Raw genomic sequence first — 12,501 nt, forward strand, 5'->3', positions numbered from 1 at the left:
GTGAACATATGAAACTGAAATGCGTCCTTTCCATCCTCGGCGTTCTCGCCGTTGCCCCGACCGCGCATGCCGAAGATGTTGTGCGCATCGCTACCGAAGGTGCTTATGCGCCGTGGAATTTCTCCGGCCCGAACGGTGTGCTGGAGGGCTTCGAGATTGATCTCGCCAAAGACCTTTGCGAGCGCCTGAAAGCGAAATGCGAAATCACCGCCCAGAACTGGGACGGCATCATTCCATCGCTGACCGCGGGCAAGTATGACGCCATCATGGCGGGCATGAGCATCACACCGAAGCGTGAGGAAGTGATTGCGTTTTCGTCACCTTATGCGGCGGCCATCAACTCCTTCGCAGTCATGGAAGACAGCGACCTCGCCGATCTGCCGGAAGGCGGCAAGCCGCTGAATGTCGATTCCGATGCAGCAAAGCCGATTCTCGAAGAAATCGCCAAGAAAATCAACGGCAAGACCGTCGGCGTTCAGGGTTCCACAACCGCTTCGGCCTTCATGGAGCAATATTTCAAGGATGGCGCGGATGTGCGTGAGTACAAGACCGCCGAAGAACACAATTTCGACCTGACCAGCGGTCGTGTGGATGCGGTTGTCGCCAATGCCACAGTTCTTGCGGCTGCGCTGGAAAAGGACGACATGAAGGGCGCAAAGCTGGCTGGCCCGCTGTTTTCGGGCAAGGTCTTCGGCATGATCGGTGTCGGTCTGCGCAAAGAAGATACCGCCCTGAAGGGTCGCTTCGATACTGCCATTCAGGCCGCGATTGCCGACGGCACGGTGAAGAAGCTGTCCGAGAAGTGGTTCAAGGTGGACGTAAGCCCGCAAAACTGAGCCAACACAATCGGGCCTGGCTCTCGTCAGGCCCAACACTGACGACGCTGTGACAACAGATTGAATTTACGAATGCGCAGATTGCCGGACCAAAACATAATCATTATCGGAGCGGGACTGGTTGGCTCTGCCATCGCCTGGGGTCTCGCCCGATCTGGTCTGCGTCCAATGCTTCTCGATGGGGAAGACCTGTCCCTGCGCGCATCCCGTGCCAATTTCGCGCTCATCTGGGTACAGGGCAAAGGCGTAGGGGCACCACACTATGCCCGTTGGACAATGCAATCTGCGCGCCTGTGGCCCGCTTTCGCAGATGAATTGCGGGATGTCACCGGGCTTGATGTGGCGTTGAAACAGACCGGTGCCTTTACCTTCTGCCTCGACGAGCGCGAGCTTCAAATGTTTGCCGGAGACGTCGCGACAGTAGCACGAGAGCTTGGCAATGACGCCCCGGAACACGTTGTACTCGACCACCAGGAAACTGCTAAAATGGTCCCCTCCATCTGCCGGGATGTGATCGGTTCGATCTATTCGCCGATGGACGGCGACGTGAATTCACTGCGCCTGTTTCGCGCATTGCATACGGGCATGATCAACCTCGGTGCTTCCTACGAACCGCATTGTGAAGTCTCGTCCATCACCCCGCAAAACGGCGGCTTTCTCCTGAGTGGCACATGGGGTGAAGTCTTCACGGAACGCGTCATTCTGGCTGCGGGCAACGGCAATGCAGAGCTTGCAAAGAGTGTCGGTCTCGATGCGCCGGTTGTGCGCAGCAAAGGTCAAATTCTTGTAACGGAGAAATGCGCGCCCTTCTTCCCCTATACAGCGGCGACGCTGCGGCAGGCGGATGAGGGTGGTGTCATGATCGGCGACAGTCAGGAAACCCATACGGATCAGATCGCCACCAATCAGGATATCAGCGCAGTTCTGGCCAACAGAGCGGTGCGGACGTTCCCCCATCTGGCCGATGTCAATGTCATTCGCAGTTGGGCCGGATTTCGTGTCAAGACACCGGACGGCTTGCCTGTCTACGAACAATCCGAAAGCCACAAGGGCGCGTATGTCGTCATGTGCCATTCCGGCGTCACGCTTGCAGCCAACCACGCCCTGATCGTGGCGCAGGAAATAGCAGCCGATGCCAAACAACTTGCTGGTCATGCGTTCTCCGGCCGGAGGTTTCATGTCTCCTAAAATGTTCCTGAAAACTGAGACACCAGAGGAAACCGTGACGATCACATTCGATGCGCGCACTTTGACGGTGCCTGCCAATGTAACTGTCGCTGCAGCACTGCTTGGAGAGGGTATCATCCGGCTCAGAGATAGCGTCGTTGGTGATCAGCCGCGAGCGCCCTACTGCCTGATGGGTATCTGTTTCGAGTGTCTAGTCACCATTGATAGTGTTCAGAACCGCCAAGCCTGTATGACGCCCGTTGTCGATGGAATGGTCATTTCTTCGCAGACCGGCGCACGTCGGGTGGAACCATGATCACCATGCTCAAGAGAATTTCTGATATTTATGCGCTCGACGCGTTTTACGACCTTGCCATTATCGGCGCGGGACCGGCAGGCATGTCGGCAGCGGCGGAAGCCAGTATCGCTGGCGCCAAAGTGGTCCTGTTTGACGAGAACCCTGCCGCCGGCGGCCAGATTTACCGTGGCATTGAACACAATACGACTGCCCGCAAACCGTTTCTCGGCACCGACTACTGGCGGGGCAAAGAAGTCCTGCAAGCATTTATCGCCAGCAATGCCACCTATGTGCCACAGGCTCTCGTCTGGAGTGTGGAGCCACGGGATGGCGACGACAGCAACAGCGTCGAACTGCGTGTGTCAGTGGGCGGCAAGAGCGGGATTGTCTCCGCGCGCCGGGTGATCTTCGCGACCGGCGCAATGGAGCGTCCGATGCCTGTCAGGGGCTGGACGTTGCCGGGTGTAATGACCGTTGGCGCGGCACAGATTGCGCTGAAGACTTCCGGCCTCCTGCCCAACGGACGTGTGGTTCTGGCAGGAACCGGTCCGCTCCTCTACATGTTCGCCGCGCAGTTGTTGCAGGCGGGCGGCAAGGTTGCTGCTCTGCTCGATACGACACCCGGCGCAAATTACGCGAAAGCTGCACCGAACCTGCTTTCATTCCTTTTCTCGCCCTATGCCTTGAAGGGGCTTTCCCTGCTTTTTAAGGTGCGCAAGTCGGTGCCGGTTTATTCCGGTGTCACCGAAATAGCCATTGAAGGAAAAGACGAAGCCGAAGCGATCCGCTTTTCGGCCAAAGGCAAGACTCACAGACTTGCTGTCGATAGCGTGTTCCTGCATCAGGGGGTGATCCCCAACAACATTCTCGCCAATGCTTCCGGCTGCGCTCTGGTTTGGAACGACGGTCAGAAATGTTTTCAACCGCAACTCGACGGTAGCGGGCGTTCGTCCATACCGGTCATCTACATCGCTGGTGACGGTAGCGGCATTGGCGGTGCATTGGTTGCCGAGCCCAGCGGGCGTATCGCTGCGCTCGCGGCCTGTCAGGATATCTTTCCGGCACTGGCAACATCGTTGGCATCAAAAATCGTAAAGCTGAAAGCGCTGGCGCGACGTTTCGAACGTGGTCGATCCTTTATCGATGCGCTTTACCAGCCTGCACCGGCATTTCGCGCACCGACGAACAGAGACACGATTGTCTGCCGTTGCGAGGAAGTGACCGTAGGCGCAATCCGCGACGCGGCGGCCTGTAACATCGCCGGCCCGAACCAGCTGAAAACGATGTTCCGCTGTGGCATGGGGCCTTGTCAGGGGCGCCTGTGCAGTTCCACCGTCACAGAAATTCTGGCCGAGGTGCAAAACCGCGCGCCGGAAAATGTCGGCTTCTATCGTCTGCGCGCGCCGGTGAAACCGGTGCCGCTCAGTGAAATCGCAGCCCTACCCCAAACCCCCGATGCTGTCTTCGCCGTTACCAGCGAGCAGCCGGAAAATTCCCTAACCATCTGAAAGGATTAAACTATGGCTGAGCGTTTCATTCAGACGCCGATCATGCATCGCGTCGTCGAACACAACGGTATTGTCTATGTCGGTGGAACCACCTGTGATGACGAAAGCCTGGATATGGCTGGTCAGACCCGCGAAATCCTCGCCAAGCTCGACAGCTATCTGGCACAGGCAGGCACGGACAAGACCAAGCTTCTGGCAGCCACCATCTTCGTAACAGACCTCAGCAAGAAGCCTGAAATGGATAAGGTCTGGAAGGAATGGATCGATCCTTCGCAGCTGCCAACCCGTGCAACCGTTGGCGTTGCCGATCTGGGCAGCGACACGCTGATTGAAATCGTGGTTTCCGCTTACAAATAATCGACTTTAAAAGCCACTTTGGGTTCTTGAAATGAAAGGCCGCCGACTGTCATGGAGTCAGCGGTTTTTCTCCATCCAAAAGCTACAAGCCATTGGCAGCTATTGTTATCAGCGGACTTAAGTACGTTAATTGTCAGATTTTATATTCTCATTATTCATCGTATATTGGAATACTTTTTATCAACCCCATTCAATAAATGTATAGTTCAAATTAAAATCTGCAAAATGAAATGTAATTTCAATCGTTTCTGCAATATATCTAATGTCGTTATTTAACAAACAACACCAAACATTCTGTGTGATTTTCCGATATTCGCAGATCTCGCATTCTCAGCGAAGCGACGACTAATTTTTCGAAGGGTTATTTGAAAATACCAAACCCTTTTAAGCGTAAAGGACATAGCAATCACCTTGACAACCCGCGATGTTAACAGGGCCAAAGAACCCGTTCGTTCCAATTTCTATTTCCGTTCATGGATGAGCGCTTCTGCTGCGCATTCCAACTTACCTCGGATGAATTCAATCAAAACAGAAGGTCTGCATTTGGTATTAATCGGATCCGCTTAATCGAAGAGCTTTACGCCCGTTACAGTCCGGCAACTATTGGGCACAAGGCTGTCGGCTGGAATGTGATTTGCGGCGCCCCCCACAACCGACTGCAGTAATGCCTTTAAACTACGGCGAGCGCGAAGCGACGTCCGCTGCTCGCATAGGCTGCTAATGAGCAAACTATCCGCTTTCCCGCCCTTCGCGGTCGCTACTAATATTAAAAGAGAAACGACCGCTTTCAGCAAACTTTCCGACAACTCGAACGTCCGACATGAGGGCGCATTACCGACAGACAGCTAAGAGGACCAAAGCGGTCGCTCAGGTTTCGGTGGACGCACTTGGAATTACCGCCAGAAAACAGGACAGGCGTTTATTACCGTTAAATGGGCAACCCGGATTTGCCTGGCCGATACATTGGTATTTGAGGAGATTGCGAACATTTTGGCGTAATTTGCTATCGTGCTGGCGTACTACGATAATGTATTGTCGCGCAACACAGCCTACCTCTTGGTCATCGAAACACAGCGAGGCTGAGATGTTCACCAAAGGAAAGAAGACGGCTCTGGTCACCGGCGCATCGTCGGGCATGGGCAAGTCTATTGCAAAGCGCCTGATCAACGATGGCTATCAGGTTTATGTTTCGGCGCGCAGTGTCGACAAAATGGCGGACCTCGCCGACCTCGGTGCTCAGCCACTGCGCATCGACGTCTCGAAGGACGAAGAGATCGTGGCGGGCGTCGAAACCATTCTGGCCCAGACCGGCGGCGTCGATGTTCTCGTCAACAATGCCGGGTTCGGCCTTTATGGACCGGTGGAAGAAATCCCGCTCGATGAAGCTCGTTACCAGTTCGAGGTCAACATGTTCGGCGCCGCGCGCCTGACGCAGCTGCTTCTGCCCGCCATGCGCGAGAAGAAAGCCGGTACCATCGTCAACATAACGTCCATGGGCGGCAAGATCTACACCGTGCTCGGGGCTTGGTATCATGCAACAAAACATGCGCTGGAAGGCTGGTCGGACAGCCTGCGCCTTGAGGTCGAGCCATTCGGTATCCGCGTTGTCATCATCGAGCCCGGCCTGATCGAAACCGGCTTTGGCGATGCCGGACAGCAGGGTATTGCCGAGCGCTCCAAGAACGGCCCCTATGAAAAGATCGCTAACGGCGTGGTCAAGTCGATGCAGTCCAGCTACGGCCACAATCGCGGCACCAACCCGGACGTCATCGCAGAAACTGTCTCTAAGGCCATAGCATCATCGCGCCCGAAGACCCGCTATGCGGTCGGCGCTTATGCCAAGCCGATGATCTGGATCCGCAAATGGCTCGGCGACCGCATTTTCGACCGTATGATCAAGAGCCAGATGTAAGAGAAAAGCGGAGGTTATCATGTCCAGGTTCCCTGTCGACAAGTGCAAGATTCCTCACGCCTTCTGGCGCGCTGTAGAGCGCGCCCGCATCCCGCCCGCCGCATTGCTCCGACAGGCAAAGCTGCCGGTGACATTGCACGTCTCAGACGACGCTTGGGTGACGACGGCACAATACTTTGCGCTCTGGCGTGCCCTTGAAGAGCTGACCGGTGATCCAGCGATCGGCCTGACTCTGACCATCGAGACCGACACATCCGTGCATCCGCCAGCCACTATGTCGGCCTTCTTCGCCAGGGATTTTCGCGATGGTCTTGTGCGTCTGGCCCGGTTCAAACGGCTCTGCACGCCCGAGGAACTCACTCTCGTCGAAAAAGGCCGCGAAGCGCAGGTTTTGGTGGACTGGATCCATGCCGTCGAACTGGAGCCGGATGCAGCAGCCGATGTGACCTTTGCCGCCATACTGGAGCTGGGACGACGCGGCACCGGCCGGCATATCGAGCCGATCCGGGTGGAGATGACCCGCTCCGGGCCGCTGGGCCAAGCTCATCGGGACTATTTCGCCGCTCCGGTCATCTTCAACTCATCGCGCAATGTTCTGGTCCTCGACGCTGCCAATCTCGACCGGCCCTTTGCGGGGCACAATCCCGAGCTACTGGCCATTCTGACACCGGCATTATCCAGCGCGTTAAAGGAGATCGACGCGCAAAGCTCCTTGCCCGAACAGGTCAAGATCGTGCTCAAGCGTAGGCTGGCCAGCGGCAAGCCGGAACTGGCCGATGTGGCGGACGCGTTGGGGTTCAGCGCGCGAACTCTCCAAAGGCGCATTGCCGAGGCGGGCACTTCATTCCGGCACCTGCTGGAAGCCTCGCGGCAGGAACTGGGTCGCGACATGTTGGCCAGTGGAGTCAACGACACCGAGGAAATCGCTTATCTGCTCGGTTATCAGGACACCAGCTCCTTCTATCGCGCCTTCCGCGTATGGGAAGGCGTCACCCCAAGCCAATGGCGCGAGGACAATGCCGGTCGTGGGGATGGGTCATTTAAGTCACCAAGGTTATAGCATTTCGAGTGTCCGCTTCATCCCTTCTCTGGCGTTAATCCAGGATAAGCGCTGCCTTGACCGAACGCCCCGCTTGATCGGCCCGGTTCGGCAGCGATGGACAATTAGAAAATCAGGTTACAATAGGCATGATATCAATGCCATCACCTGGAAACACCGTAATATGCGGATGATCCAGAAATAGCTTGGCCGCAGCGTCCGCCGTTTCAGCTTCCACCACAAGATAACCGCAAAACGGATTCTTGGCTTCAGCGATCCCCTGCTTCGTCACACGCGTCGTCTTCCCCACCATGCCGCCGCGATCCAGGATGACCGCAGCGTGCCGTTCTTCCCATGCCCTCCACTGTGCTATTCCCTTCGCATCGACCGCATCCTGCTCCGCTTTTGACAGGCGTCGAAAGGATGCGAGGTCTTCAGAATTAATCGTATAAACAGCCAGAAATCTCGGCATCGGAATTCCTCCCTTAGCTTTCAAACGCCTTCAGTCTAGCGTCACCGAGACGAAAATCACGCCTTATGGCTCGTCGTGATCATGCCGATGCGAGAGCGGCCCATGGAATACCGAGCCTACCCGCCCCTCGTCCCCAGCAACGGCAGTGCAATAATCTGTTCACAAGCTGACTTCGACATTTCACGCATTGACCGCCGTGGTATTCTTTTTGGCAAGCGATGTGACGCCTTCAATTCAAACTTCGAGGCCTTCTAAACGCAATTCCGGATCGGCAGAGCGTTTTTGCGGATATGTCCCGAATTTCGTAAGCGGAGCAAATTGAGTGGCAAATTTATGTTTCTGATTCAAAGTCAAGATCATAAGTATCCGCATCAAGCCCCTCTTATGCCGAGTAAAAGTCAAGAACGACGATCACGGTTTCAGTGCTCAGATAAGGCTTCCTGCCAATTTTGGCCACCATAAAATAAGCCAAGCACAATAACTTCTTGCGCAGTGACATTGAACGCGATCGTTACTCTGCGTTCAAACCCAACGGTTCGCAGCCCTTCGCGTATATTGTTCCGCAAAGTGCCACGTTCAGAAGCGTAGTCGAAGCCGCGTATATAGCTCTCGAGCCTATCAATGTATCCAAGTGCGGTATCAGGCGATGCTCTTTCGGCTATCCAATCATAAAGAGCCACAAGATCTGTTTCCGCTTCCGGGGACAAGACTACGGATCTGCAGATCACTTGCGAACTTTCACGCGTTCAGCATGTCGATTACGAACTGAGGCAAAGGCAGAATCAACGGTCACCGCACGGGATGGATCTGATTTCATCGCATCGTAAGATGCAGAAACCGCATTATTTAACCACCGTTCAATCACTTCATCCCGCTCTCTTAATGCTCGAATACCAGCACGAACAACCTCACTGACTGAAGCGTAATCACCGTTCTTGACTTTGGATTCGATGAAGGCTGCCTGCTCACTAGGAAGGCTAATCGTGCGTTTTTCGATGTTGGCCATTCTTCTTCTCTTTAGCAATGCATCATATCAGGTGTGAACAATTCATACCAGAACTTGAACTCAATGCAAAGGGCTCTCGAATTGATGCTAACATCGAACTACGCATTACCACCTGAGACAAAAACAAAAAGTCATTCAATTTGCCAAAAGCATCTGCCCTTGCATGCATTTCCAGATTGCCAGTCAAAATTCTGTCTCGGGAGATGCGGCGTCCTATCGCCAACTCTCGCCACAATTCTTTCTCTACTGACCGCAGTATCCATCGTCATATTCAACATTTGGCACAATATATATCGTGAGGGTTGCGGGCAGAGTAACATGGGGCATCGCAATTTGCATTGGATGGAAGAGCTTCAGTGGGCTTCAGGCATCTTTGCTGTCTTTAACCCAGAAAATTGCCGAATTCCAACCGGAACTAACATTAGCAAGCCCATCATCGATGAGTAAATCTCCGGTGCGACTAATAGAACCGCCGCCAAGATCATCAGGATGTTCTCCCAAGGCTTTGTTCTCACCAACAAAAAGCCAGAGAGCGCAGCGCCAAGTGCGGTAATACCGATGGCGCAACCGAAAAACGCTATAAAGAAGTCAGGCCAGTTGAAATTGGATGTTACCAATAACAGGGACGGCGAGAAAACGAAGACAAATGGCACCAATACTTTGCCCAATCCGAGGCGAAACGCGGTATTACCGGTCTTGAATGGATCGGCCCCCGCCATACCCGCAGCTGCATAGGCGGCGAGCGCCACCGGTGGTGTTATGTCGGCCAGAACGCCGTAATAGAATACAAAGAAATGCGCGACGATAGGCTCCACACCCAGAAGCCCCAGAGCAGGTGCGGCAATCGTGGCCATAATGATGTAGTTCGCCGTTGTCGGAATGCCGCACCCCATGAGGATGCAGACAATTCCGGTCATTATGAGCGTAAAAAGGAGTGTGAGACTCTGCGGTCCAAACCAAGTGACTGGCAGGATCGTCCCAAAAAAACCAGCGAGCTGGGCGGCTGTCGATGTTACTATATAGGAAATTTTGAAACCAACCCCAGTGAGCGTCACCACGCCCACTATAATGCCGACAGTAGCCGCCGCTGCACCAACGGCAAGAGCGTATTTCGCACCGTCTCGCAGACCGTCTAGTATCTCCCCCACCGTCATGCGCTTGCGGGGATTAAGAAGGCCGACCGCAATACACAAGGTTATCCCCCAGAAGGCCGCGAGATAAGGCGTATAGCCGGACAACAGCACACCAATCAGCACCACGAGTGGAATGACTGTCGGCCAATCGCGCTTAAAGGCCTCACCGAGATCTGGCAACTCCTCCCTGGTCATGCCGCGCAAACCATTGCGCTTGGCCTCAAAATGAACCTGCATCAACACACCGAAAAAATGCATAAAGGCCGGCACAATAGCGGCCAGGATGATAGTCGTATAAGGCAAGTTGAGAAACTCGATCATCAGGAACGCAGCTGCGCCCATGATCGGAGGCGTAATTTGCCCCCCCGTTGAGGATGCCGATTCCACCGCTGCCGCGAAATGCCTTTTATATCCAAGCCGGATCATTGCAGGGATAGTCAAAGAACCCACCGTGACCGTGTTGGCGACTGAAGAACCAGAGATCATACCGAACAGCGCGGATCCAAAAATCGAGACCTTTGCAGGTCCGCCAGCGAAGCGCCCTGCCACCCAGGCTGCACAATCAAGAAACAACTGGCCCAAACCGATACGGGTCGCGAAAACACCAAACAAGACAAAATGGAAGACATAGGTGGCAACGACGCCGAGCGCGATACCATAGATGCCCTGTGTCGTCAGATAAAGATGATCAATCAATTGGCTTACAGACGCACCTGGATGAACCAATATGCCGGGCATGTAGCGTCCATAGAGCGCGTAAAGCATGAACAGAATTGAGATAATGGGCAGCGGCCAGCCCACCGAACGCCGTGTCGCCTCCAAAAGCACTACGACCAACAAACCTCCAAGAACAACGTCTATGGTGGTCGGGTTGCCAACCCGGAAAGCAAGATCGTCAAGCGGTATTAAAGGGACGTGGAGTACTGCCACAACAGCGATAATCGCCAACGTCCAGTCAATGATCGAAATACCGAGAGGCCTTAGCAGCGAAGAGGTTTCAGGCTGATCATAACCTTTGCGCGAAAAGGGGAAGACGAGAAAAACCAAGCCCAACACGAAGGAAAGATGGATCCCGCGATGCACCATTTCCGTCAAAAGGCCGAAACCCGCAGTATAGTAGTGAAACAAAGATAAAACGATGAGCAGGAACCCGACGATACGAGCGGCAATCGGTGCCAGCGGGCGAAACCGTATCTCGGAATCGAACTGCTCTTCAAGCTCTCGCGCTTTGGCCTCATCCAATTCCATGGGCGAAAGTTTCGTTTCTTGTCCGTTCACCACACCAGCCCTCGTTAGTTTCATATCCATCTGGATATCATGAAACCCATCCTTGCGCGGGCACCGGTCTGGTGCCCGCATCTCGGAGTACTGTTTCAACGCGTCCATTCATTCCACTTGGAAAGGATAGGCTTACTTGAGAACACCTGCTTCCTTGTAGAACCGCTCCGCACCCGGGTGCAGCGGAATTCCAAGACTGGTGGTTGCTGTATCAAGCTTGATAAGCTTGCCTTTTGCGTGACCGGCATCAAGAGCCTGCCTGCTTGCATCATTGAAGAGAGTTTTTGTGATGTTGTAGACCAGTTCATCCGGCTGCTTTGCGCTCGTCACCCACTGGGCCGCAACGGCGAGCGTTTCTGTCTGTCCAACATCCTTGTAGGTATCCGCTGGCACGGTATCCTGTGAGAAGAACGTGTATTTTTCTCTGATCTTTTCAGCCTCGAGGCCAGAAATCGGAACAAGAGAAATGCCATTCGATGTAGCAAGTTCCGAAATCGCTCCCGTGGGGTATCCACCAACGAAGAAATAAGCATCGAGCGCGCCATCCTTCAGACGCTCGCCCGCCGGACCTGGCTTCAAATGCTCTGCTTTCACGTCACTTTCACTCAGGCCATAGGCCTCAAGAACGATCCGAGCATCAACAATCGTACCAGAACCCGGCTCATCAATCGAAACGCGCTTCCCCTTAAGGTCGGCAACAGATTTGATCCCTGCATCTTTACGCGCTACCAGATGTATGGTTTCAGGATAAAGTGTGGCGATCAGACGCAGATCTTCGACCTTGCCCTTGCCGTCATACAAGCCAGTGCCAGTGTGAGCCCAGTAAGCAACATCCGACTGCGTAAAGCCAGACTCCAGTGAACCAGATTGTATCGCGTTGATATTGGCGACCGATCCGTTGGATGAAACAGCGGTGGCCACCAATCCAGGGACACCTTTATCCCCGGCACCGGAAATAGCATTCGCGATCAGCCCACCGATCGGGTAATAGGTGCCTGCCGTTCCACCGGTGCCGATGCGAAAAAACGCAGGAGTTTGCGCGAAAGCAATGCCCGTTCCAACGGCAACCATGCCTGCAACAACAGCAAATGCTGCTCGACGACTGAACTTTCTCACTGTCATGTTTCTCTCCGTTCCCTCGTTAATTTTGTTCAAATTATGTCTTGGAGCATGAAAAGCTAGCTATCGCTTGTCAAGCGCTCTATCGGTCTTCGATCGCTGCTGCCGCCCTGAAAGAATTACCCATTCAGCAAAATTGAAATTTTCGCCACTTATTCAATGTATAATTGAAATTATTAAATTTATATATTTGATTCCCATCTAAATATTATTATTATTGATAATAAATACAATACGTTATATATATAGTATCAGCGATATTTCGGCTTCGTATGCTGCTTTATAAAGCACGAATCTATATTGATGACGTCAGATTTCCAAAACAGTTTGGGATTTTAAAAAGAATGCTGTAGCGTTCGGCAAGTCTGTGGGAGGA

The 12,501-nt window shown here is 53.7% G+C and carries 12 protein-coding genes; 7 read left to right on the forward strand and 5 right to left on the reverse strand.

What is annotated here, in order from left to right:
* Positions 1–8 precede the first annotated feature (8 nt).
* The 7 genes from ABWW11_RS13945 to ABWW11_RS13975 all read left to right on the forward strand — a co-directional run bounded on the left by ABWW11_RS13945 (position 9) and on the right by ABWW11_RS13975 (position 7,138).
* The gene (locus ABWW11_RS13945; RefSeq protein WP_109365735.1) at positions 9–836 is read left to right on the forward strand and encodes a lysine/arginine/ornithine ABC transporter substrate-binding protein; all 828 of its coding nucleotides are present in this window, start codon (positions 9–11) and stop codon (positions 834–836) included.
* 72 nt (positions 837–908) lie between these two features.
* Complete coding sequence (locus ABWW11_RS13950) at positions 909–2,024, forward strand: NAD(P)/FAD-dependent oxidoreductase (protein WP_109365734.1); 1,116 nt, start codon at positions 909–911, stop codon at positions 2,022–2,024.
* Position 2,025: 1 nt separating this feature from the next.
* A complete protein-coding gene (locus ABWW11_RS13955) occupies positions 2,026–2,319 on the forward strand; it encodes a (2Fe-2S)-binding protein (RefSeq protein ID WP_109365733.1) in 294 nt (97 codons plus the stop codon).
* A complete protein-coding gene (locus ABWW11_RS13960) occupies positions 2,316–3,809 on the forward strand; it encodes an FAD/NAD(P)-dependent oxidoreductase (RefSeq protein ID WP_109365732.1) in 1,494 nt (497 codons plus the stop codon). The genes ABWW11_RS13955 and ABWW11_RS13960 overlap by 4 nt, the downstream gene beginning before the upstream one ends.
* A gap of 12 nt (positions 3,810–3,821) precedes the next feature.
* Positions 3,822–4,166, forward strand: a complete 345-nt coding sequence (locus ABWW11_RS13965; RefSeq protein WP_109365731.1) for a RidA family protein — start codon at positions 3,822–3,824, stop codon at positions 4,164–4,166.
* A 1,084-nt stretch (positions 4,167–5,250) separates the two neighbouring features.
* On the forward strand, positions 5,251–6,078 hold the full coding sequence (locus ABWW11_RS13970) for an oxidoreductase (protein ID WP_109365730.1): 828 nt from the start codon (positions 5,251–5,253) through the stop codon (positions 6,076–6,078).
* Between the two features lie 19 nt (positions 6,079–6,097).
* On the forward strand, positions 6,098–7,138 hold the full coding sequence (locus ABWW11_RS13975; protein ID WP_109365729.1) for an AraC family transcriptional regulator: 1,041 nt from the start codon (positions 6,098–6,100) through the stop codon (positions 7,136–7,138).
* A gap of 112 nt (positions 7,139–7,250) precedes the next feature.
* Here ABWW11_RS13975 and ABWW11_RS13980 read toward each other — a convergent pair whose 3' ends face one another.
* From ABWW11_RS13980 to ABWW11_RS14000, 5 genes are all read right to left on the reverse strand, one after another.
* Positions 7,251–7,589, reverse strand: coding sequence for a hypothetical protein (locus ABWW11_RS13980; RefSeq protein WP_109365728.1), 339 nt, complete (start codon positions 7,587–7,589; stop codon positions 7,251–7,253).
* 419 nt (positions 7,590–8,008) lie between these two features.
* Positions 8,009–8,317, reverse strand: coding sequence for a type II toxin-antitoxin system RelE/ParE family toxin (locus ABWW11_RS13985; RefSeq protein WP_109365727.1), 309 nt, complete (start codon positions 8,315–8,317; stop codon positions 8,009–8,011).
* On the reverse strand, positions 8,314–8,595 hold the full coding sequence (locus tag ABWW11_RS13990; RefSeq protein WP_109365726.1) for a type II toxin-antitoxin system ParD family antitoxin: 282 nt from the start codon (positions 8,593–8,595) through the stop codon (positions 8,314–8,316). Before ABWW11_RS13990 ends, ABWW11_RS13985 begins: the two co-directional genes overlap by 4 nt.
* A gap of 353 nt (positions 8,596–8,948) precedes the next feature.
* Complete coding sequence (locus ABWW11_RS13995; protein WP_319080289.1) at positions 8,949–11,030, reverse strand: TRAP transporter permease; 2,082 nt, start codon at positions 11,028–11,030, stop codon at positions 8,949–8,951.
* Between the two features lie 108 nt (positions 11,031–11,138).
* Complete coding sequence (locus ABWW11_RS14000) at positions 11,139–12,128, reverse strand: TAXI family TRAP transporter solute-binding subunit (protein WP_124915703.1); 990 nt, start codon at positions 12,126–12,128, stop codon at positions 11,139–11,141.
* Positions 12,129–12,501 lie beyond the last annotated feature (373 nt).

The sequence above is a fragment of the Brucella sp. NBRC 113783 genome, assembly GCF_040372265.1.
Classification (GTDB): Bacteria; Pseudomonadota; Alphaproteobacteria; order Rhizobiales; family Rhizobiaceae; genus Brucella; species Brucella teleogrylli.

Bases quoted from the DNA above. Each gene is read 5' to 3' on its own strand.
- ABWW11_RS13990 (WP_109365726.1), bottom strand. From the start codon at position 8,595: ATGGCCAACATCGAAAAACGCACGATTAGCCTTCCTAGTGAGCAGGCA.
- ABWW11_RS13950 (WP_109365734.1), top strand. From the start codon at position 909: ATGCGCAGATTGCCGGACCAAAACATAATCATTATCGGAGCGGGACTG.
- ABWW11_RS13975 (WP_109365729.1), top strand. From the start codon at position 6,098: ATGTCCAGGTTCCCTGTCGACAAGTGCAAGATTCCTCACGCCTTCTGG.
- ABWW11_RS13970 (WP_109365730.1), top strand. From the start codon at position 5,251: ATGTTCACCAAAGGAAAGAAGACGGCTCTGGTCACCGGCGCATCGTCG.
- ABWW11_RS13965 (WP_109365731.1), top strand. From the start codon at position 3,822: ATGGCTGAGCGTTTCATTCAGACGCCGATCATGCATCGCGTCGTCGAA.
- ABWW11_RS13955 (WP_109365733.1), top strand. From the start codon at position 2,026: ATGTTCCTGAAAACTGAGACACCAGAGGAAACCGTGACGATCACATTC.
- ABWW11_RS13960 (WP_109365732.1), top strand. From the start codon at position 2,316: ATGATCACCATGCTCAAGAGAATTTCTGATATTTATGCGCTCGACGCG.
- ABWW11_RS13945 (WP_109365735.1), top strand. From the start codon at position 9: ATGAAACTGAAATGCGTCCTTTCCATCCTCGGCGTTCTCGCCGTTGCC.
- ABWW11_RS13995 (WP_319080289.1), bottom strand. From the start codon at position 11,030: ATGAAACTAACGAGGGCTGGTGTGGTGAACGGACAAGAAACGAAACTT.
- ABWW11_RS14000 (WP_124915703.1), bottom strand. From the start codon at position 12,128: ATGACAGTGAGAAAGTTCAGTCGTCGAGCAGCATTTGCTGTTGTTGCA.
- ABWW11_RS13980 (WP_109365728.1), bottom strand. From the start codon at position 7,589: ATGCCGAGATTTCTGGCTGTTTATACGATTAATTCTGAAGACCTCGCA.